Below are 21,342 nucleotides of genomic sequence, written 5' to 3' on the forward strand. Positions count from 1 at the left end.
CAGGGTCTGCCCCTCCACTTTCCGCCGGCCCGCTCCCGGAGCTCTTTGGTGCGGGGACCGACACTGCTGACGGGTGCCACCGGGTTCCTCGGAGCCTTCCTTCTGGACCGCCTGCTGCGGCGGACCGACCACGCCGTGCACTGCCTCGTCCGGGCGACCGACGAAGCCCACGCCCGTCGGCGCCTGCGCGCGGCCATGGAGCGCTTCGGCCTGACCACCACCGACCACACCTGGCAGCGTGTCATTGCCGTCCCCGGCGACCTGACATCCCCCCGATTCGGACTGTCCCCGGACAGCTTCGACGCACTGGCCCGCGATGTCGACGCTGTGATCCACAATGCCGCTCAAGTCAACTTCGCCTACCCATACGTCGCCCTGCGTCCGGCCAACGTGGACGGGACTCGCACCGTGCTGCGTCTGGCCACGACACACCACCTCAAGCCGGTGCACTACCTCTCCACCATCGATACCGTCATGGGTGACGGGTTCATCAGCCACAACCACCTTCCCGAGACAGCGCAGTTGCGGAATCCAGAACGGCTTCGCACCGGCTACGCCCAGAGCAAGTGGGTGGCCGAGGGCCTCTTGTTGGAAGCCGCCAGGCGAGGGCTGCCGCTGTCCATCTACCGCCCACACGAGATCAGCGGGGCCTCCGACCGGGGCACCTGGCCCACCGGCGCCCTGGTCTGTGCCCTGATCAAGGCCGTCGAAGACACCGGAATCGCCCCGGATCTGCCGCTCCCGCTGAACCTCATCCCGGTGGACCACGCAGCTGACACGCTCCTTCATCTGTTCGCCCACGAGCCACCGCGCGGCCAGATCTATCCCATCGCCAACCCTCAGCCCACGGACTTCGAACTGGTCGTCGACCGGCTCCGGGCGCGCGGATGCAGCGTGCGTCGACTGCCGTACGCCCATTGGTTGAAGGAGACCACTCGGCGCGCGGCCGCATCTCCCGACTTCGCGCTCACCCCCTTCCTGCCGCTGCTCACCTCATCTGCAGGCCCACTCGCGCGAACCGACTCACCACACGACCTTTGTGACACTGTGCCTGCGCCCGAGCAGAACACCTTCGAGACAACCGCCTCAGCGTCAAGTAACACATGCCCGCCCGTCGACGGAACGTTGATCGATCGCTACCTGGACTACTTCGAGGAGATCGGCTTCCTCATCTCGCATCGATAGCGCCCCGCGGAATGCCTGCGGGGTGAGATCTCAGCCCCTGCCCGGCCATGCTTCAGAGGAGACTTCGATGGGTGCTCTGCGCACACCATGCGATCCGATCAACCTTCCTGCCGGGCATGGCTGGAGCTGGGGGGCCGACCCCGCTCTGGCGGCATCTCTTTGCGTCATGCGTTCGTCCCGGATCCTGCAACGACACGCCGACACCGTGATCCGCCCCCACGAGCTCAACTTCCCCCAACTCCAAGTGCTGGCCATGCTCTCGCTCAGCCCCGGCGGCGCTCTGGCCATGGCCAGGATCGGCGAACGCCTCATGGTCCACCCCAGCACAGTGACCCATACGGTCAACCGACTCGCCGGTCAAGGACTACTCACCCGCAGCCTCAACCCGTAGGACGCGCGCAGCACGCTCGCCGTCATCACCACCACCGGCCGACACCGAGCCGAAGCGGCGGTACACGAGCTGGCTCTAACGCAGTTCGGTCTGGCCTGCTACGGCCGAACCGAGCAGGAGGAGATCGTGCGGCTCCTGGAGCCACTGCACATCACGAGCCGAGATCCAGCTGTTCCCATTGCAGCACCTGCGTACAGCTGACACCGCGTATCCCCGCGGGCCCAGGCGGCCACGACTCCGCGTAGCCGCAGCCGTCGCCTCGCGGGGGCGCGCCGAAGACTCTTGCCCCGGGAGCCTCACCGTGAACCAAGCGACCAACGCAGCTGCCGACGTACTGCAAACCCTCTTCCACTCCGATCGGACCGGCCATGAGCAGGTCGTGCTCTGCCAAGACCGGGCCAGCGGCCTCAAAGCTGTGATTGCCATCCACTCCACCGCCCTGGGCCCCGCCCTCGGCGGTACCCGCTTCCATCCCTACGCCTCCGAGGGACAGGCCGTCACCGACGCGCTCGAACTCGCCCGCGGGATGTCGTACAAGAACGCCCTGGCCGGACTTGACCTCGGCGGCGGCAAAGCCGTCATCATCGGCGATCCTGAGCAGCTCAGGAGCGAAGAACTCCTTCTCGCGTACGGCCGGTTCGTCGCCTCGCTCGGCGGCCGTTACATCACCGCCGCCGATGTCGGCACCTACGTCGCGGACATGGATGTGATCTCCCGTGCGTGCCCCTGGACAACGGGGCGTTCCGCCCAGAGCGGCGGCGCCGGCGATTCCTCCGTACTGACCGCCTTCGGTGTACTCCAGGGCATGCGCGCCACAGCCCACCACCTGTGGGGCACACCGGAATTGCGCGGCCGCACTATCGGGATCGCCGGGGTGGGCAAGGTCGGCCGCCGCCTGGCCGAACACCTCATCGAAGACGGTGCTGAGGTGCTCATCACGGACGTACGCGAGGAGCGCGTACGCAGGATCACCGAGAGGCACCCGGGAAAGGTGACGGCCGTGTCCGACACCGAGGCACTGATCCGGGGCACCACAGTCGGCCCTCTCGACATCTACGCCCCGTGCGCCCTGGGCGGCGCACTTAATGACACCACCGTCCCCGCGATCTCTGCCAAGGCCGTCTGCGGTGCTGCCAACAATCAGCTCGAGTACCCAGGAGCGGAGAAGGACCTCGCGTCACGGGGAACTCTCTACGTCCCCGACTACGTCGTGAACGCCGGTGGAGTCATCCAGGTTGCCGACGAACTGCACGGCTTCGACTTCGACAGGTGCAAGGCCAAGGCAGCGCGCATCTACGACACCACCCTCGAAATCCTTAGGTACGCCACGACCCAGGGCATTCCGCCGGCCACAGCGGCTGACCGGATCGCCGAACAGCGACTGACCAAGGCTCCGCCAAGGGTTCGAGTATGAGTACGGTACAGCGGTTCTCTCGATGCACGTCTGCCCGAATGTGTTCTCGTCATAGCCGCGTTGGGACGAATCCGACTCCGATTCGGCGGCCCCCACCCCACTCCCCCGGTGTATCCGACGACGACATCCCCGTCGCCCGCGCTATGCGGCTCGCCCTCGACACGGATTGAATGTCCCCTGGAAAGGCCGGATGCAGCGTCCCACCCACACGAGCACGACGCACTCCGCCAACCGCGCACGACAACCAACCCAACCAAGGCAGCGCATGGAACAACCCGCCCAGCATCAGCACCCCACACTGCCCTCGGCCATGACTCTGGCGCACGGCTTGTTGGACGCCCCGCTCCCGTGGCAGGCCATCGAGATCGTCTCCTTGGAATTCCGGCAGATCACCCTTTCCAGCGGCTCATCGACTGGCTGGCACTACCATCCCGGCCCTTTGCTGGTCACTGTGGGCCAAGGAACCTTGCGGCACAGGTTCGCCGACGGCACTGTCACCACTCACCCGCCCGGCACGAGCTTCGTCGAACTCCCTGGCCCTGGCAAAATCCACATCGGCGACAACCCCGGCTCCACACCTGTCATCCTGTGGTGCCTGTACCTCATTCCACACGCCAGTCCCCTATCGGTGCCCGTCCCCGACCCCGGTCCGGCATGATGCCCAGTGTCGCCCCCCCCTCTTCGGCGGCCTCGAATGACCGCGCTGCTGTGCGCGCCCAATGTCCGGTGCCTCACGGCAGCGCTGCAGATGTGCGCATGCCGTATACCTGCTTTCGGTGTCTCAGCAGGGCGCAGACGACATTACGAGCCCGTTCACCGAGGGCAGCGATCCTGAAGGTGAACACATGCATCCCCCGCCTAACGTCACCCAGGGCGTACAGCCGCCGGTCGTGACCGTGAGCGGTGAGAAGGCGCTGTTGGGCAGTTCGACTCAAAGATCGCCGTGCGGGTACACCCAGGCCCAGGGCGGGGGCGCGATGAAGCGCGGCCCGAGTGGCGTTGACGACGTCCTGGGCCCTGGCTTGTTTCCCGGTCGGGAGGGGCGTGGCAACGTGGTGGGAGTGTGGCCCGAGTCCACTCAACTTGCTTCGGGCTACGCAGGGCGCTGCCACGCTCGCCTGTTAGGGCCAGTACGGAGTTGTAATCAGCATGCTGGTAGAGCATTTGTATGGTGCGACGTGAACTGAGCGATGATGAGTGGGTGGTGGTGGAGCCATTACTGCCGATAGGCAGGTGAGGGCCGTATCCACACCGATTGCGGGACCAGTTCGAGGGCGTGATCTGGTGGTTCCGTACCAGGAGCCAGTGGCGGGACGTGCCGGAGGAGTTCGGGGCCTGGTCGACGGTGTACGACCGGTTCCGTCAGTGGCGCGATGCCGGGGTGTTCCAGGCCCTGACGGAGGCAATGATCGCCGTGGCCGCGTGGCGCGGGCAGGTGGGCCTGTCACTGGTCAGTGTGGATTCCACGGTCACCCGGGCTGACCAGCAAGGTGCACCTGCCGCCAAAGGGCGTGGCCGTCCGCTGTCCCTCGTGCTCACTCCTGGGCGGGTGACGGCGGTCTCCGTAAGCTCCACGCTGGCGGCCACTTACGGCGCAATCTATGGCCACGGTTTTCCCCACGTACGGCATGGGGTCCCCGGGTGCGGCCAGATTTCTCCCCGCTCGCTCCGAGTAATCCCGCTCGACGACGCTGGAGCGGGTGAAGAACAGCAGGGAGATCATGGAGATCCTGGAGGCTTACGACCTCACGGGGAGTTACCGCGCCGCGGCCGAGCTGGCCGGGTGCGACCACCACACGGTGGCCCGATACGTGAAGATGCGGGCGGCCGGGCAGCAGCCCGACAAGCGCCGTCACCGGGCCCGGCAGATCGACGACTATCTGCCGAAGATCGAGGAACTGGTGGTCCGCTCGCAGGGCAAGATCCGCGCGGACGTGGTCCACAAGAGGATCACTGCGATGGGCTTCACCGGCGGGGAACGCACCACCCGCCGCACCGTCGCCGAGGCGAAAGCCCAGTTCAGGTCCGGTCGGCGGCGGGTCTATCGACCGTGGGTGACCGAACCGGGGCTCTGGCTTCAATACGATTTCGGCGACGGGCCGGTGATCAAGGGACGCAAGACCACGCTGTTCTGCGCCTGGCTGGCCTGGTCGCGGTTCCGGGTCGTCATCCCGATCTGGGACAAGACGCTGCCGACGATCACCGCATGTCTGGACGCCGCATTCCGCAGGATCGGCGGCATCCCGGCCTACGTGCTCACGGACAACGAGAAGACGGTCACAACCGACCACGTCGCCGGAATCGCGGTCCGCAACCCGGACGTCGTCGAGGTGGCCCGGCACTACGGCACGACCATACGTACCTGTCTGCCGGCGGATCCGGAGACGAAGGGCGGCAGCGAGTCCACCGTCAAGATCGCAAAGGCGGACCTGGTGCCCAGGGACGTCAATCTGCGTGAGCAGTACCAGACCTTCGGCGAATTGGAGGCGGCCTGCCGGGCCTTCTGCGAGGAGGTCAACTCCCGCACGCACAAGGCGACTCGGCGCAAGCCCGTCGAGCGGCTCGCGGAGGAAGCCCAGCGGCTGCACCCGCTGCCGAAGAGCCCCTTCACCGCGGCCTTCGGCACCACCCGCCGGGTCACCTGGGAGTCGACGATCTCCGTTGAGGCGGTCCGCTACTCAGTGCCGCACGAGCTGATCGACACCCGCGTCTGGGCCCGCTTCCACGGCGACGAGCTGATCGTCACCGCCGTCGACGAACACGGATCAGCCCGTGAAGTCGCCCGCCACCAGCGCGGCGAGCCCGGCTCCCCGGTCCTGGACGACGCCCACTACCCGCCCCGCGAGGACAAGAACGTCGACCGCACCCCGAGGGCCACCAGCGCGGAGGAAGCAGCGTTCCTCGCCCTCGGTCCCGGGGCAGCGTCCTGGCTGATCGAAGCAGCTGCGACCGGGGTCCGCAGGATCAAGGCGAAGATGACCGAGGCCGTCGCCCTGTCGAAACTGCATTCCGCGGCGGAAGTTGACCGCGCGCTCGGCACCGCCGCGGTCACCGGCCGGTTCGCCGACAAGGACCTGCTGTCCATCCTCGACTACCAGGCCGTCCACGGCCTGGCCGAGCCTCATCGCCGCAGCGAGGACCACTCCCTGCAGCCGGGCACCGGCGCCTGGTCCACCTTCGGCCTGTCCACCACCGCCTCGGACCTTTCCGAGTACGACGAAAGCGAACTCGCCTGATGGCCACCCCTCTTCGCACCGTTCCCGGCACCAACGGCGACCCGCTTGCCGAGGCCATCGAGCTGACCAAGCGGCTCAAACTCCCGCACATCCGCCGGCCGTTGACCGACATCATCCCCACCGCGAAGGCCAGAGGTGGGACCCGGCCGAGGTCGTGAGGGTCCTCCTCGCAGAGGAAGCCGCCGGGCGCGACCGCGCCAACCTGCACACCCGCCGCAAGCAGGCCGGCTTCCCTACCGGCAAGACCTTCGGCGACTGGCGCGAGACCGAGTCCTCAATCCCCAGGGCCACCCAGGACGCGCTCAAGACGCTGGAGTGGGTCGGCCGCCGGGAGTCGTTTTGCATTTGTGGACCAAGCGGCACGGGCAAGAGCCACTTCACCGAGGCCCTCGGGCAGACCGCGGTCGAGGCCGGCCTGGCCGTCTCCTGGTTCACCATCGAGGACCTCGGCTCACTGGTCCGCCGCCACCGCGCGGACGACTCGATCGCCCGGGCCCTTGCGAGGATCATCCGCTCGGACCTGATCATCGTGGACGACATCGGGCTCCTGCCCGTCTCCGAGGACGCCGCCGAGGGCTTTTATCGCTTGGTCGATGCCGCATACGAACGACGCTCGATCGCGGTTTCAAGCAACCTTCACCCCTCTGGCTTCGACGAGATCATGCCCAAGACCTTGGCCACAGCGACTGTCGATCGCCTTCTGCATCACGCTCATGTCGTTGTCACTCAAGGTGATTCGTTCCGGCTCACCGAAGCCACCACCGGGAAGGGGGTGAAGCCCTTCAGCTGATCCACACCGACCGAAGGGCGGGGAGATATCTGGCCGCGAGTGGGGCGACATGCGGCTCTCGCAAGATTTTCGTGACGCGATGACAGAACGTCACGGCGGTGCCATCGTCCGCAGTGTGTGCGGACGTGCTCAAGATTGTGTTCCCGCACCTGGAGAAGGTGCTGGTGGAGCAAGTGGCCGTGGAGCACGGGGTGTTGCGCATCACCGCGCGTACCCGTGACGAGTCGGATTGCCGTGTCCGGACCGCGGAACGGTTTCGGCTCGGGTCCACAGCCGCTACCAGCGGCACCTCGCGGACGCCGGGGTCGGCGGCAGACCGGTCGTCATCGACTTGACCGTGCGGCGGCTGTTCTGCGATGCGTCGGACTGCCCGCGGCGTACGTTCGCGGAGCAAGTCGAGGGGCTGACTATCCGCTACGGCCGGTACACCCCGCTGCTGCTGGGGATACTGCAGGCGGTCGGGCTGCCACTGGCCGGCAGCGCCGGGGCCCGGCTGCTGACGGTGCTGAACGTTGTGGTCAGCCGGGTGACACTGCTGTCCACCGTGCTCGCGCTGCCCCTGCCCGCCGTGACATGCCCTCGGATCTTGGGGGTGGACGAGTTCGCGCTGAAGCGGTCGCGCCGGTACGGCACGGTGCTGGTGGACATCGAGACCCGCCGGGTCATCGACGTCCTGGACGACTACCGCGGTGACGTTCTGGCGGCCTGGCTCCAGGCTCACCCTGGCACCGAGGTGATCTGCCGCGACCGCGCCAACTGCTTCGGCGACGGCGCCCGCCGCGGCGCCCCCGAAGCCCGCCAGTGCGCTGATCGCTACCACCTCTGGCAGAACCTCGGCACGGCGGTGGAGCGAGCCACCGGGCGGCTCCGTTCCAGCTGGCTGCCGCCCGAACGTGAGGCGTTGACCACAGCTGAGGTGCTGCCGGACAAGACCGAGGGCGAACTCACCCGCCGCAACCGCGAACGGCACACCGCCGTGCACGCCCTGATGGAACGCGGCGTGGGCACCGTGGGCATCGTTCGCGAACTGCGGCTGGATCAGAAGACGGTCCGCCGGTTCATGCGCGCCGCCACCGTCGAGGAGATCCTCACCCACGGCCCGTCCGGCCGCACCGGCACCCTCGACGCGCACGCCGACTACCTCGCCCGACGCTGGGACGAGGGCGTCACCGGCGCCCACATCCTGCACGCCGAACTCGCCACCCGCGGCATCCGCGTCGGCCAGCGCACCGTCCGCCGCTTCGTCCACCGCATGCGCGAACACGGCGCCCCCACCCCCAGGTCCCTGGCACCGAAAGCTCGGGAGGCCAGCGGGCTGATCCTCACCCACCCAGACGCACTGCCCGAACCGGACCAGGCACTGCTGAAGGAACTGAGCACCCGCTGCCCGGAGCTGGCACAACTCCGCACCCTGGTCGGGGAATTCGCCGAGATGCTCGTCCACCGCCAAGGCGCCGAGAAGCTCGACGACTGGCTCGACTCCGCCAGGAACAGCGGCATCCCGGAACTCAACGGATTCGCCCGCGGCCTGGTCGGCGACCTCGACGCGGTCCGAGCGGGGCTGACCCTGCCCTGGAGTTCCGGCGTCGTCGAAGGGCACGTCAACAGGATCAAGATGCTGAAACGCCAGATGTTCGGCCGTGCCGGCCACCGGCTCCTCCGCCACCGCATCCTGCTCGCATGACGAGGTCACCCACGGTCATCGCGTCACGAAAATCTTGCGAGAGCCCGACATGCCGTCCACCGGCGGGGATGTCTCAAGGCCGCCAGCGGGGCGTCCCCAGAGGCCGTTGACAGCGATCCACCTCCGCGGCGCGATCATCTGGCTCCGCAGCCTCCGCCCCTCCGGCTGATCACGACTGCGGACGACCCGCGCTCAATGCGCGTCCTGCTGGCCAGCGTGTTGCGAACAGGTGCAGGTACGGCAATGGGGGACGGGCGCCTCGCTGCTGTGCACCAGTGCGTACCGGCGGGATTCCTCCTCGGGTACCGCTCTGGCAGTGAGAATCTTGTGGGCTCCGCAGGAGCACCATAGAGCGACCATGGATGGGCGGCGGATGAGCTTGCGGGTTTTAACCTCGTGAAGCGACATAATTCATCATGATCACGCCAGGCGCGCCACCAAGGAAGGCGCACATCAGGCATAAATAGGCAGATGATCGCTCCGATTTCCCGCGTTGATACCCGCAGTGCGCTCTTTGCACTGCCTCCACTGGAGTAGCAGCCGCCTAAGGGCGAACTCGATAGCGAAGCACCAGCCATTGCGTGAAGCGGTACTGCGCAGACTCCGCCCTACAGCTGATCACGACTTCGCGCAGGCCCTGGTCCTCAGAAAGACCGTGACTCGCTGAACGTGCATCTCGAGCATTGCGTCTGCGTCGAGGCCGGGCAGACGGCCTCTGGTGGACTCGCCTCTTCAACTGACGCAGGTTCCCCACGGAAGGACCCGCTGTGACCGCGGGTGGTTGATGGCCTCCTGTCTGGCGCGCTATCACGTGACTGATCACCGGTAGCGTTGCTGCTGCTATGGCTCCCGGCCCCCGGCAAGTGCCGCATGTGGACATCGTCTCCGGCCTCGATCCTGTCCTGGTCCGCGCCAGCGGGGAACTGGACATCGATAGCCGTCCGGCGCCGCGTGCCGCGCTCGCGCCGCTGCTGCACCGACCCGTCGAGCTGAACCTTGCCGAGATCACCCTTCTCGACTCCAGCGGCCTCGACATCCTGCTCGCCCATCACCGCCACAGCCAGCACGCCCACGGACACCTGCGCCTGACCCACTACTCACCAACCATTCAGCACGCCCTCCAGCTCACCGGAACCGAACTCTTCCGCACCGCCCCTCGGGCCCCGGGAGACCCCGGCCCGACAACTCTGCGATGAAGGACCGGGCGTTCCCGTTCCGTGGGCGGTGCGCGGAGAGTGGACAGATGCCATTGCGGATGACGTGCCCCTGGACGGGGCGGCACCATAGGCGGCTGCGGTTCACTCGCGGCCCCGGGTACTGACCCGAGGAGTATCCCGGGCGGAGTCGGTGACTCTTCAAGGGACGGCGGGTGTCACCGGCTGACGGGTGACGGCCGCTTGCGTCCCGCGGAAGGTGCGGCCCAGATGTGCTGGGCGTCGGGACCAAGGTACTCGATCACCGGGCTAGCTGGGCCTGCCGTTCGGTTGTGATCGCCGAATTGACGAGCGCGCACTGGTGGGAGACCGGTGTATGAGTCGCGCCGTCAGCCTCGCGGTACCCACTTGGCACCAGCGCCGCTGCGCTGAGGGCAGGGCGGTGCATGGACCCCTAGGTGTCACGCGGCGTGGATGTGTTCCAGCTGCTCCTCCAGCATCCGATTGAAAAGGGCGAAGATCTCATCGACCATACTCAGGGCACGTGGCCGGTCCGGCCCCAGGTCGATCTGACGCAGTTCGCGGTCGATGTCGTCGGCGCCCATGGCATGCCCGCTTTCCAGGGCAGCGTGCTCGGCTCCGAAGTAGCGCAGGGTGTGTCCGGTGGCCGCGGTGTAGTCGTTGGCGGCGACGAGGAAGGCACGCCAGGCCACGAAACCGGTCGCTTCAACGGCTTCGACCAGAGCGACCCGAAGCCGCGGGTTCGAGGACTTGGCGAAAGCCATCAACCCATAGGTCAGTTGCCGGGTTCTCTCGCACCTGTCGCCCCACAGCTTCCGCATGGTGTCCACCGGTGGACCGGACATGTTGAATCCGAGGGTGCTTAGGTCGTCGAGGTACATCGGCCAGTGGTGGTCGTCTTCACGCGTGTGCTCGTTGACCAGACGCTGAAGATGGTCGTCGGCGGTGGTCTCGTCGCGCAGACCAAACGCGTTGACGTCGCTAAACCCCATCACAAAGGGGGCCAGGCAGGGAGCGAAGCTCATGCGCCTACGCGGGTCGATGTCCTGGTCCTTGAGGAAGAGGAGGAAGGGATGTTGGGAAAGGTGCCGTTTGCACCGCCCGATCCGGGCGATCACTGGCATCATCCGAGCGGACCTCCGAGCTCGTGGGTATGACCCCGATGCATGCTACGTACAGGGCATACCCGCAGGTCCTGGGGCGCAGTGCGGGCGCAAGGGAGCACACAGGTCGCCTTCGGCGCGGTCCGTGGGCGTCGGCGACCAGGTTCCGCTGGGCGGTGATCGTAAAGAGGTAGTCCATCAGCGGGTCTGGCATTCGGCTTCGGTGGCCTGGTTGCGGTAGGACTCGGTGCCAGTCTGGGTCAACGTGTAGCAGAAAGTGACCCGGTCGGCGATGTCCGCGCAGAGCCTCGGGTCAGCGAAGATCTTGTCCCATTCCGCGAACGGTGCGTTGGTGGCCACCGCGGTGGCTTTGCACTCCTCGCGCTCGGTGAAGATCTGGAACGGCGTGTGATCAGGCGCCATCCCCGAGCGTGTTGACGCGGCTCGCGTACTCGCGGCGGGCCTTGCACTGGGCCGGGATCCCGGTGGGGCCGTTGAGCGGTTGGCAATGATCGAGGAGTTGGCGGTGGACCGCGGGCGCCGCGGGGACGCGGAGCGTGTAGCCCGCGGCGCGGGCTGGATGATGCCGGTCTCGTAGCCGCGCGCGCCCTAAAAGATCACTGAAAATGTTCGGCTGTTCTGGCCCTGGATCATGTGGTCCGGGGCCAGTCTGGTGGGTATGCAGGGTTAGTGGGCCGGGGGGCCGGTCGGGCCTGATGTGTGGGAAACCTGCCGGGAGTTGATCTCGGAGCGGAGTGTGTTCGCGTTCCTGGCCGAGCACCGGGAGGCGCTGTTCCCGGCGGGGATGTTCGCGGACATGTATCCGTCGTCCAACGGGCGGCCGAGCTATCCGCCGCAGGTGCTGTCCACGGTGGTGGTGCTGCAGGCCCTGAACGGCCTGTCGGACATGGAGGCCGTCCAGGAACTCCGCTGCGACCTGCGATGGAAGGCCGCGTGCGGACTCGGGCTGCTGGATAGCGGGTTCGACTCCTCGCTGCTGACGTACTTTAGGCGCCGGCTGCAGCACTCGCGCGATCCGCACCGCGTGTTCACCGCCGTCAGGCAGGTGGTCGAGGCCACCGGGATCCTGCGCGGCCGCCCCCGGCGGGCACTGGATTCCACCGTCTTCCAGGACGCGGTGGCCACCCAGGACACCGTCACCCAGCTGATCTCCGCGATCCGCCGGGTCGCCCGGGAGGTCCCTGGCGGCACCGCGACCGTGACGGCCCGGTGCACCGGCCACGACTACCTCGCCGGGCCCGGCAAGCCGAAGATCGCCTGGGACGACGCGAAGGCACGGGCCGAACTCGTCGACGCCCTGGTCACCGATGCCCTGCAGGCCCTGGGCCACCTGCCCGACCAGAACCTGGGCGAGAAGGCCGCGGACGCAGTCGGCATCCTGGCCCTGGTCGCCGGCCAGGACGTGGAACCCGCCGACGACTCCGATGGAAGCGACGGCCGCTGGCGCATCGCCCACCGCACCGCCCCCGACCGCGCGCTCTCCACCGTCGCCCCCGAGTCCCGGCACATCCACAAGACCACCCATGGCCACACGGACGGCTTCAAGGGGCACCTCGCCTTCGAACCGGAAACCGGACTGTTCACCGCGGTCGCGCTCCGCCCCGGCAGCGGAGGAGACCACACGAAGGGCACGGTGGCGCTGGAACTGCTGGCGGAGGAGACCGGCAGCCTGCACGTCTTCGGCGACACCGCCTACTCCGGGCAGAGCTGCAGGGCCGCCCTGGTCGAGGCCGGCCACCAGGTGTTCTGCAAACCCGCTCCCTTGAAGTGCGCCGTGCCCGGCGGGTTCACCCTCGACGACTTCCGCATCGACACCGCCGCCGCAACCGTGACCTGCCCGGCCGGTCACACCGCCCCGCTGCACGGTCCCACCAGGCCGAACCTTCAGCGCATGGCCCATTTCGGGGTGCTGTGCGCCAGCTGCCCGCTGCGGCCAAGGTGCACCACCGCCAAACGGGGCCGGGTCGTTGCGATCCGGCCCCACCATGACGAGCAAGCGGCCGCCCGCCATCAGGCCGCTACCGCCCCCCCCCCCCCCACTGGCAGGCTCAGTACCGGCGTTGGAGACCACCGGTCGAACGCGGCGTCGCCTGGCTCGTCGCCCACGGCAACCGGCGCCTGCGCTACCTGGGCACCCTGAAGAACAACACCTGGCTCCACAACCGGGCCGCCGCCCTCAACCTCCGCTGGCTGATCAACCTCGGACTCACACACCTTGACGGCACCTGGGCCACCGCCCCTGCCCCCCTGACAGCAGGGACGATCCCCTGAAACACCCGCTGACCAGGCAAGATCTTCAGCAGACTTCTAAGGCCTGCGTGGAGGCGTGATCAGATGGAGGGGCGGAGACTGCGGAGCACCACTTCATCCACTGGCTGATGTTTCGCTTTCGGGTTCGCCCCTGGTCGGCTGCTACTACAGCGAGGGGAGCGCAAAGAGCGCACTGAAGGCATCAACGCGGGCAATTGGGGCAGCCGTTTGCCCCCTTTGTGCCCGATGCGCGCCTTCCTTGGCGGCGCACCTGGCATGATCGTGGTGACGTATGCCGCTTCATGAGGTTAAGACCCGCAAGCTCATTCGCCGCCCATCGATGGTCGCTCTCTGGTGCTCCTGTGGGGCCCACAAGATTCTCGCTGCCAGCGCGGTGCCCGAGGAGGACTCCCGCCGGTACACCCTGGTGCACAGCAGCGAGGCGCCCGTCCCCCATTGTCGTACCTGCACCTGTTTGCAACAGGCTGGCCAGCAGGATGCGCATTGAGCGTGGGCTGTACGCAGCGTGATCAGCTGGAGGGGCGGAGACTGCGGAGCCAGATGATCGCGCCGCGGAGGTGGAGCGCCGCAAGGTAGCTCTCGGAGGTCTTGTCATATCGGGTGGCGATACCCCGCCACGCCTTCAGCCTATTGATCAGACGCGCGACGATGTTGCGGTCCTTGTGCAGGCCGACGTCATGGCTGACGGGCTGTCCTCCCCCGGATCCTCTCTTCTTCCGGTTGGCCGCCTGGCCTCTCTCTTCTCCGGGATCACTGCCTTGATACCGCGCCTGCGCAGGTGGGCTCTGTTACCGCGGGATGAGTAGGCCCTGTCACCGGCGACCGCGTCGGGATGGGTGCGCGGTCGGCCCACCGGGCCGCGAACCTTGATGCCCCCAAGGACGGGGATGAACTGCGGTCTGTCGGCGGCCTGCCCGGGAGTGAGCACGAGGGACAGCGGACGGCAGCACCGTTCGGCCGCCAGGTGCACCTTGCTAGTCAGCCCGCCCCGCGAACGCCCCAGGGCAGCGGCCCCAGCCGCGCACGACGCCGTCGGCGAACGCGGCGCCGCTTGTCACGGGCGGGACCGGCCGCCCCGCCGTCTTCCACACCTTCCTGATCCTGTTGTCCCCTCCTACGGCTCCCTTAGATCGCACGGCAGCCTCCTCCAGGGCAGCCAGGACGCCCTCACCCACCCGCGCGCCAGCCGCGTCATGATGCGCACGGGTAACCGTGGAATCCACACCGACCAGCGACAAGTCCACCTGCCCGCACCGCGCGGCCACGGCGATCATCGCCTCCATCAGGGCCTGCAACACCCCGGCATCGCGCCACTGACGGAACCAGTCGTACACCGTCGACCAGGCCCCGAACTCCTCCGGCACCACCCGCCACTGACTCCCAGTACGGAACTGCCAGACCACGCCCTCGAACTGGTCCCGCAACCGGTACGGATACGGCCCGCACCCGCCTATCGGCAGCAACGGCTCCACCAGCACCCACTCATCATCGCTCAGTTCACGTCGTGCCACACGAATGTTCTAACGGCAAACTGATAACGACTCCGCACAGGCCCTAGAAGTCCACTGACAATCTTGAAATGATGCCCGGCTTGTCGCGCTTTGCCCCGATCGACAATCCAGGGTGAACTCCCGCAAGCCGGGCGGCCGAAGCAAGATTTTCACCAGACTTCTAGGGTCCCGCACGCTCGCCCACGCGGTAGGCCGTCGTCCTGCATGGGTTCCAGGGCACGCTGTGGTGGCAGCGTGCTGTGCGAACTCGTCCTCGGTCAGCCCGAGCTGGTGGGCATGTGCGGTGTGGCCTTGCTAGAGCCGTCGGTGGGAGCTAATGAGGCAGGGCAGTGTGCAGTAGAGGCCCAGGCGCAGGTGCCCTTCCCGGTTGCCGACAGCGCGGTTGAGGACGAGCCAGCCGGCGGGAACTCTGTTCCGCTGCGCCGCAGGAACGGCAAGCCGCGCTCGGGGCACTCGTCCTGGGTTCGGGGGCCCGAGTCCATCCGCCTGCTCTGGTCTGCCGTCCAAGACTTCGACCTGTACACGGGCTGGGACGTCCGCGCTCCGGAGTCCGCCTTCTACGTCGCCGTCCGCGGCGCGCACCTGGCCGTCTCCTGCCCCACCGCCGAGGACATCTGCAACTCCGCACACGGCGCACTCCCCCAGGACGAGGTCGACATGCTCCTGCGCGGCACCTACGTCCTGGACCGGCCCGTCACCAGCCGCGTCCTTGAGGTCCTGCACGCCAAAACCGACACACTGCACTGCCTGTGGGAAGCGGCCTGGAACATGCCGGTATAACCCCAACGACCTGAAGCGTCTGCCGCTAGCGCTACTGCGGCATCGCCCGGGAGTCCTCCACGGCCTCGCGCACCGCGGAGGCGCCGCTCCACTCCGCCAGCCGGTCAGCCAACGTGGTCAAGCCGTCGACCGCGAGGGTCTGGGCCACGACGACGAGGGAGGTCGGGTCGGCGTACACCGGGAGCTCCAGATCCTGGGTCGTACCGGGCAGGCGCCGGCCTCCGCGACCGGTGCGCGCGGTACTCCATCCCGTGTCGTCCCCCAGTGCCAGGACATGCCCGCCGTGCCCTCGCTGCGGGTGGGCTCCCAGTCCAGGCGCGCACATGCGCTGCTCGGCCGGGCAGGGGACGTGCTGGCGACGGACGCTCCGCTGCCCCATATGACTGTCCGTCGCTTCACCGACTGGATCATGCGCAGGCCCGAACAGCTCACGGAGACCGAGCGCAAGTGCCTTGATGACCTGTGCGATCGCAGCCCTGCACTGGCCACGAGCACTGAGTACGCTCGCCGCCTGGCCCTGATTCTGCGTGAACGGCGCAACGAGCACTTGGCCCTTGAGGTCTGGCTCGCCGACGTCTGCCTCGACGGACAACGCGAACTCCGCGCCCTGGCCAGCGGTATGCGCCGCGACCAGGCCGCCGTCCTCGCGGCACTCACCACCACGCATACCTCTGGAGCAGTCGAGGGCAACGTCACCAGGATCAAACTGCTCAAGAGACAGATGTACGGCCGAGCCAACTTCGACCTCCTGCGGCGCCGCATCCTGCTCTCGCCTTGATCAACCAGCCATGCCCCCAAATCTGCGACAGAGCCCGAAAAACCGCGCCGATTTCGGCGTGAAGCGGCTGTGCCGGGCGTTGGCGTCTCCCGCTCCGGCTGCTACCGGCACCAGGTCACCGCGCAGACGCGCGCCGAGCGCCAGACCAAGGAGAAGCAGACCGTGGCCGAGATCCGTGCCATCCATACCGAGCACCAGGGCACCTATGGCACCCCGCGCGTGCACGCCGAACTACGGGCCCGCGGACGGCGCCGTGAGTCCACGCCCATCGACATGCACCCGCGACGACATACGCATCATCATGACCAGGTACATGGCGGAGAAAATGACTGAGGCAGCTCCCATGTAGCCGATGAGCCAGCGGTGGGTCACGCCAAATTCCGGTGGCGCCGCGAAGAAGGCGGCAGGGACTGTGACGCAAATTACGAGCCACGAGATCGCCGCTTTAAAGGACTGGCCTTTCAAGCTGCCCCGGGTTGCGAGCATGATGGGGTAGCCGACGGCTGGAATGAGCACCGACAGCATCACATTGTAGGCACCGTAGGAGTCGTGCAGGGTGTACTTGAGAACGGGGGCGGCCGCACTGCCGATCAGCAGGGAGAGCGAGAAGAACCATCGGAAAGAGATTCCGGGAAGGTTCGGAAAGCTACCCGGTCCGTAGGCGAAGACCTGGCAGACCAGGGTGAAATCGGCTACCGCCCACGGAATGGCAAGTGCCCACATAGGTACGCCTGGAATCCATCGCTCGTATACCCCCAGAGCCAATGACACATCCAGCGACGTAATAAAGCACACTGCCGCGATCGGCACCGGGTATGTGCGGTCCTGGAAGCCTTGGCGCACGGAGTGCGCAAACCAGAAAAGGGTCGCGAACAGAGCGGATGACAGGAGAAACAGAAACATGACGGTCACCTCTCGCGCTCTCTTCTTCAGCTCGGATCTATCGGGATTCCGATACTGAGTAGCGGCACGTGATGTCGTACCAGTCGTAGGATCCGCGGACCCAGCAGCGCAGGGATTCCAGATGCTGAGTGATGTTTTCGCGCGTTTTGTCGGGCAGTTGCAGATGGTCACAGAAGCTGGACAGGTCTGTGCTGAGCTCGCACAGCTGACGCGCGTGCCACTCGGCGTCCCTGCTGACTTCTTCAAGTGTCTGAGGAAGAGTCAGATCCCTTTCCCGCATCATGAGAGAGATGAGATTGGTGCGCGCATCGGCTTCGTCGCACCTGAAGGACTGGACCTCGTTCAGCAGGACCAGGTGACGGGTAACGTGGTGGCGCAACCTGCCGAGATAGCTGGCGTGCCAAACGTCGGCGCCGATTTCGAAGTCGCCGGTGCGTTCGGCAACCGCATACATCACGTGGGCGGCGATGGCCCTGTCTTTGACCCATATGTGCTGCTCGCTGGTCAGATCGCTGCCGCCGCGGCGGTTGGCCGCCTCCGCAAGATTTGCGTGGAAGTACTCCTGCCACAGCCACGCCGTGCGCTGGCACCAGGCTTCCGACATACCGGCCTGAAGCTGCTCCCACAGGTCGGCGAAGGCCGCAGTGACCGAGCAGGCCGGAGTGACGGGCCGGTGCAGGATGCTGATGAGCTCCGCGGTCACCGCATGGTCTGCCATGCGGTCGGCGGCTGGGGTGTCCATCCAGTCGTCGTGCCGGAAGATCCATCCGATCACGTTGTAGGACAGCAGCAGGTTCCGGCTGTACGGGTCGGTGTAGGCGGCGAGGTCAGCAACTCGGGACCGTACATACTGCTCAGTGGCGGCATCTGATGCCAGCAGACCGTGACCGTGCAACCAGTCCAGGTGCGCCTTGCGTACATCTTCGAGCCCGGCCGGTACCGGGTGCCGGGGCAGGGGCATCGTCAGGGAGGTGGTCAGTGACATGGTGCTGCCTCCTTGTCGGGAAGAGCGATATTCACTCCTTGCCGGATGGTGTCCGGGGGCGTCGGGTCACCGTGAACTGCAGGAGTTCTGCCAGGTCGTTGTGGACGGTGCGGGGAAGCGTCAGTGCGTCCAGCGTGTCGAGGGCCAGGCCGAGATGGCGTTCGGCGATCTGTTCTGTGGCGGTCCTGCCGCCGAGCTCGTCGATGAGATCGGCAGCTGCCTGCAGATCGTCGTCGTGCAAGGTGCTTTGGGCCAGCAGCTGTCGCAGTTGCTTGGTGCCCGGATCGGACGACTTGACGGCCGTGATGACGGGCATGGTGTTCTTGCGCAGGCGCAGGTCCTGGAAGCCGGGTTTGCCGACCAGGGCGGCGTCGCCCCAGATGTTCTCCAGGTCGTTGACGGCCTGCCAGGCGGTGCCGGCATGGTGCGCGGCGCGGCGCAGGGGCTCGCCCTCTGCGGATGGCCTGCCGCACAGGACGGTGCCCAGGACCGCCGCGGTGCCCAGCAGGGCGCCGCCTTTGCCGCGGCAGCAGTCGAGGTAGGCGTCGAGGTCCACCTCGAGTGGGTCGGCGCGGTCGAATGCTGCCTCGCTGGCCTGGGCATGGATCATGTGCGCAACGCCGTCGGTGAAGACGTGTACGGCCTCAGCGCCCGCCTCAGTGGCGGCCAGAAGGCGCACGGACTCGTTGAGCAGGGAGTCCCCGGCCACGATGGTGGGACCGGCCCCGAAGGTGACCCAGGCAGTGGGGCGGTCGCGGCGGATCTCGTCACCATCGGCGATGTCGTCGTGCAGGCACGAGAAGTTGTGGGTGAGTTCCACAGCGACCGCGCCCGGAACGGCGCGGGCAGGGTCTTCACCGGTTGCCTGGGCGGCCAGCATGGCCATCGTTGCCTGGAGACAGCGGCTGCCGCGTCGCTTGGTCGGGGTGCCATCGGCGTCGCTCCAGCCGAAGTAGTAGCTGCCGATGCGCGCGAGGTCGGGCTGCATGCGTTCAAGGGTCTGTTCCAGTCCTTCGCGTACGTAGTCGCGGGCCCGGTGGATGACGTCGGGCAGGTGCGGCGGGCTGACGGAGTGCGCAGTGCTCACGGGGTGTCCTCCTTTCCCGGCTCCCGCTGGGAGCAGGTGGCAGTGGAACTGCTGAGGGGGCGCCTTCAGATGTCGGCGGGTGAGGGTGCGCACGCGCGTCGGGCTGCGATGCGGATGTAGTTGACGTGGTCGCTGCGGTAGCCGTCCAGGTAGGGCTTCTCGATGCCGGTGGCGAGTTTGGACTGGCTGCGCAGCACCCAGTAGGGGATGGCGGGCTGGGTGAGGTCATCGACCTGGTAGGGGATGAGACCTGCGTCGATCATGGCCCGCAGGTAGGTGATGCGGCGGTGGGTGTGGCAGCGGTAGTGCTCGTCGATGGCCCGTACTTCGGCCGGTTCGGTGGTGAGGGCGTCGTTGGTGCACCAGGTCACCATCACGTAGCGGCCCCCCGGCTGGAGGACGCGCGCGAACTCGGCGAAGACCTCGTGCGGGTCGACATACATGGTGGTCTCGTTGGTGACGACGCAGTCGAAGCTTGCGTCGGCGAAGCCGGTTGCGGCCATGTTGCGGTCGTGGAAGCGGACCTTGTCGGCGCAGTTGTGCCGGGTGGCCTGTTCGCGGGCGAAGCTGTTCTGGTAGGTGGAGATGTTGACTCCGTCCACCTGGCAGCCGAAGGCTTTGTGCAGCAAGATGGCGGTGCCTCCGCGGCCGGAGCCTGCGTCGAGGATGCGTGCCGTTTCCGGGACCGGCTCCAGGGCCTCGGTGATCGTGCGGACCTGGTGGGTTTCCATGCGGTGCAGTTCGGCGTTGATGGCCTGCTCGCGTTCCTCGCCGGTCAGCTCGAGGCAGCGGTGGTCGAAGTCGCCGACGGCGAAGTGGTGGTGGTAGAAGCCGTCGCTGTGGCCGAGGTCGAGGTTGAGGGCGTCGTTGCGCTTGGTGTCGTAGTAGGTGAAGGCGTCGGCTTCGAAGTCGTTGCGCAGCAGGCTGTTGTCCTGGGCGAGAGTCATGGCGGGCTCCAGAGGGCTGTCAGCGGGTGCGGAAGAGTGCGTGTGCGGCGAGGGTTTCGAGTGCGGTCTTGGCTTCGTCGGTGATCGGTGCGGTCTTCAGGGCGCGGGCGGCGGCCCGGCTGCGGTCGCGGATCATCTCCTCGACGGCAGCGGCGGCCTGGGTGTCGTGCAGGAGAGTGCGGAGGTCGTCGGCGGCGGCCTCATCGAGGTCGCGCCGGCCGTACAGGGAAAGGAGCTTGCCGCGCTGGGCCGGACTGCTTGCTTCAAGAGCGGTGGCGAACAGCACGGTGGGTTTTCCCTCGCGCAGGTCGTCCAGGTTGGGCTTGCCGGTCACGCCCGGGTCGCCGAAGACTCCGAGCAGGTCGTCGCGGAGCTGGTATGCCTCGCCGAGCGCGGTGCCGAAAGCCTCGTACGCCATGTGCACGGCATCGTCGGCACCGGCCAGAGCGGCGCCGATCTGCAGCGGCGGTGTGAGCATGTAGCGGGCGGCTTTGTAGGTGGCCACGGTCAGACAGCGGCCGGGCACGTACTCGCGGTCCGCCTGGATCTGCAGGTCCAGGGTCTGGCCGTAGCAGGCGTCCGCGTTCATACGGTGGTACACGTCCGAGGGCCGCCGTGCGGGGCCGGGGGTGGTGCACTGGTCGATGAGTTCCGCGGCCCAGGCAAAGGCGATATCGCCCAGAATCAAGGCGACCGCGTCGCCGAAGGCCCCACTGGGGCCATGCCCGTTCCGGGCCGCATGGCAGGCGGCAAAGCGGCGGTAGAGGGTGGGCTGGCCGCGGCGGAGTTCGGAGCGGTCGAGGATGTCATCGTGGATGAGGAAGGCGGAGTGGTTCAGCTCCAGGGCTGCTGCCGCCACATGGACCCTGTCCATGCCTGTCCGGTTGCTGCTACTGGCGCCACACCAGCCCCAGTAGCAGAACAGTGCCCGCATCCGTTTGCCGCCCGCGTTCAGGAGAAAGGCACGCAGCGCCTCCTCGTGCTCTGCCAGTCCCAGGGCGTGCAGCCGCGGCACCTCCCGGTCCACGAGGTCGCTGATGACACGGTCGGCTGCTTCTCGAATTGCGGTCTGTTCGGGCAG

General features: G+C 67.2%; 17 protein-coding genes and 5 pseudogenes. 13 read left to right on the forward strand and 9 right to left on the reverse strand.

All coding sequences use genetic code 11. The features are described 5' to 3' along the window. The 9 genes and pseudogenes from ACZ4D5_RS36805 to ACZ4D5_RS36845 all read left to right on the forward strand — a co-directional run. On the forward strand, nt 1-1,185 hold a 1,185-nt coding region (locus ACZ4D5_RS36805; protein ID WP_467776829.1), incomplete at its 5' end, for a thioester reductase domain-containing protein. 166 nt (nt 1,186-1,351) lie between these two features. Further along, entirely contained in the window at nt 1,352-1,576 is a 225-nt protein-coding gene (locus ACZ4D5_RS36810; protein WP_467776830.1) for a MarR family winged helix-turn-helix transcriptional regulator, read from the forward strand. A gap of 301 nt (nt 1,577-1,877) precedes the next feature. Next, nucleotides 1,878-2,990 (forward strand): Leu/Phe/Val dehydrogenase, encoded by a 1,113-nt coding sequence (locus ACZ4D5_RS36815; RefSeq protein ID WP_467776831.1) that lies wholly within the window; start codon nt 1,878-1,880, stop codon nt 2,988-2,990. A 310-nt stretch (nt 2,991-3,300) separates the two neighbouring features. Next, nucleotides 3,301-3,648 (forward strand): cupin domain-containing protein, encoded by a 348-nt coding sequence (locus tag ACZ4D5_RS36820; RefSeq protein WP_467776832.1) that lies wholly within the window; start codon nt 3,301-3,303, stop codon nt 3,646-3,648. 510 nt (nt 3,649-4,158) lie between these two features. Further along, nucleotides 4,159-4,485 (forward strand): annotated as a pseudogene (locus ACZ4D5_RS36825) (transposase); the annotation flags it as partial. A 205-nt stretch (nt 4,486-4,690) separates the two neighbouring features. Next, a complete protein-coding gene (gene istA, locus ACZ4D5_RS36830; RefSeq protein WP_467776833.1) occupies nt 4,691-6,226 on the forward strand; it encodes an IS21 family transposase in 1,536 nt (511 codons plus the stop codon). Further along, nucleotides 6,226-7,016: pseudogene (gene istB / locus ACZ4D5_RS36835) on the forward strand (IS21-like element helper ATPase IstB). The gene istA and the pseudogene istB overlap by 1 nt, the downstream one beginning before the upstream one ends. Before the next feature lie 229 nt (nt 7,017-7,245). Beyond that, nucleotides 7,246-8,700 (forward strand): ISL3 family transposase, encoded by a 1,455-nt coding sequence (locus ACZ4D5_RS36840; protein WP_467776834.1) that lies wholly within the window; start codon nt 7,246-7,248, stop codon nt 8,698-8,700. 872 nt (nt 8,701-9,572) lie between these two features. After that, nucleotides 9,573-9,896, forward strand: a complete 324-nt coding sequence (locus ACZ4D5_RS36845) for an STAS domain-containing protein (protein WP_467776835.1) — start codon at nt 9,573-9,575, stop codon at nt 9,894-9,896. A 419-nt stretch (nt 9,897-10,315) separates the two neighbouring features. Here the strand turns inward: ACZ4D5_RS36845 and ACZ4D5_RS36850 are convergent, their stop codons facing one another. Together ACZ4D5_RS36850 and ACZ4D5_RS36855 are read right to left on the reverse strand one after the other, a co-directional pair. Continuing rightward, nucleotides 10,316-10,999 carry a hypothetical protein gene (locus ACZ4D5_RS36850; protein ID WP_467776836.1) on the reverse strand — a complete coding sequence of 228 codons (684 nt, stop codon included), beginning with the start codon at nt 10,997-10,999 and terminating at the stop codon, nt 10,316-10,318. 177 nt (nt 11,000-11,176) lie between these two features. Beyond that, the gene (locus ACZ4D5_RS36855; RefSeq protein WP_467776837.1) at nt 11,177-11,401 is read right to left on the reverse strand and encodes an ATP-binding protein; all 225 of its coding nucleotides are present in this window, start codon (nt 11,399-11,401) and stop codon (nt 11,177-11,179) included. Between the two features lie 295 nt (nt 11,402-11,696). Here ACZ4D5_RS36855 and ACZ4D5_RS36860 point away from each other — a divergent pair. Then, a pseudogene (locus ACZ4D5_RS36860) lies at nt 11,697-13,270 on the forward strand (IS1182 family transposase). Nucleotides 13,271-13,779: 509 nt separating this feature from the next. On the opposite strand, the pseudogene ACZ4D5_RS36865 reads toward ACZ4D5_RS36860, so the two are convergent. Then, nucleotides 13,780-14,781 (reverse strand): annotated as a pseudogene (locus ACZ4D5_RS36865) (IS5 family transposase). Between the two features lie 354 nt (nt 14,782-15,135). On the opposite strand from ACZ4D5_RS36865, the gene ACZ4D5_RS36870 reads away from it, so the two are divergent. Beyond that, nucleotides 15,136-15,561 (forward strand): hypothetical protein, encoded by a 426-nt coding sequence (locus tag ACZ4D5_RS36870; RefSeq protein ID WP_467776838.1) that lies wholly within the window; start codon nt 15,136-15,138, stop codon nt 15,559-15,561. Between the two features lie 31 nt (nt 15,562-15,592). Here the strand turns inward: ACZ4D5_RS36870 and ACZ4D5_RS36875 are convergent, their stop codons facing one another. After that, nucleotides 15,593-15,739 carry a hypothetical protein gene (locus ACZ4D5_RS36875; RefSeq protein WP_467776839.1) on the reverse strand — a complete coding sequence of 49 codons (147 nt, stop codon included), beginning with the start codon at nt 15,737-15,739 and terminating at the stop codon, nt 15,593-15,595. A gap of 96 nt (nt 15,740-15,835) precedes the next feature. Between ACZ4D5_RS36875 and ACZ4D5_RS36880 the strand changes: the two genes are divergently transcribed. Together ACZ4D5_RS36880 and ACZ4D5_RS36885 are read left to right on the forward strand one after the other, a co-directional pair. Beyond that, nucleotides 15,836-16,339, forward strand: a complete 504-nt coding sequence (locus ACZ4D5_RS36880) for a transposase (RefSeq protein WP_467776840.1) — start codon at nt 15,836-15,838, stop codon at nt 16,337-16,339. 40 nt (nt 16,340-16,379) lie between these two features. Continuing rightward, a pseudogene (locus ACZ4D5_RS36885) lies at nt 16,380-16,591 on the forward strand (IS3 family transposase); the annotation flags it as partial. Here the strand turns inward: ACZ4D5_RS36885 and ACZ4D5_RS36890 are convergent. From ACZ4D5_RS36890 to ACZ4D5_RS36910, 5 genes are all read right to left on the reverse strand, one after another. Continuing rightward, complete coding sequence (locus ACZ4D5_RS36890) at nt 16,571-17,242, reverse strand: hypothetical protein (protein ID WP_467776841.1); 672 nt, start codon at nt 17,240-17,242, stop codon at nt 16,571-16,573. The pseudogene ACZ4D5_RS36885 and the gene ACZ4D5_RS36890 overlap by 21 nt on opposite strands. A gap of 37 nt (nt 17,243-17,279) precedes the next feature. After that, a complete protein-coding gene (locus ACZ4D5_RS36895; RefSeq protein ID WP_467776842.1) occupies nt 17,280-18,227 on the reverse strand; it encodes a terpene synthase family protein in 948 nt (315 codons plus the stop codon). 31 nt (nt 18,228-18,258) lie between these two features. After that, nucleotides 18,259-19,314, reverse strand: coding sequence for a polyprenyl synthetase family protein (locus tag ACZ4D5_RS36900; protein WP_467776843.1), 1,056 nt, complete (start codon nt 19,312-19,314; stop codon nt 18,259-18,261). Nucleotides 19,315-19,379: 65 nt separating this feature from the next. Beyond that, entirely contained in the window at nt 19,380-20,261 is an 882-nt protein-coding gene (locus ACZ4D5_RS36905; protein WP_467776844.1) for an SAM-dependent methyltransferase, read from the reverse strand. Between the two features lie 19 nt (nt 20,262-20,280). Next, the gene (locus ACZ4D5_RS36910) at nt 20,281-21,288 is read right to left on the reverse strand and encodes a polyprenyl synthetase family protein (RefSeq protein WP_467776970.1); all 1,008 of its coding nucleotides are present in this window, start codon (nt 21,286-21,288) and stop codon (nt 20,281-20,283) included. Nucleotides 21,289-21,342 lie beyond the last annotated feature (54 nt).

The organism is Streptomyces sp. NPDC025651 (genome assembly GCF_055558735.1).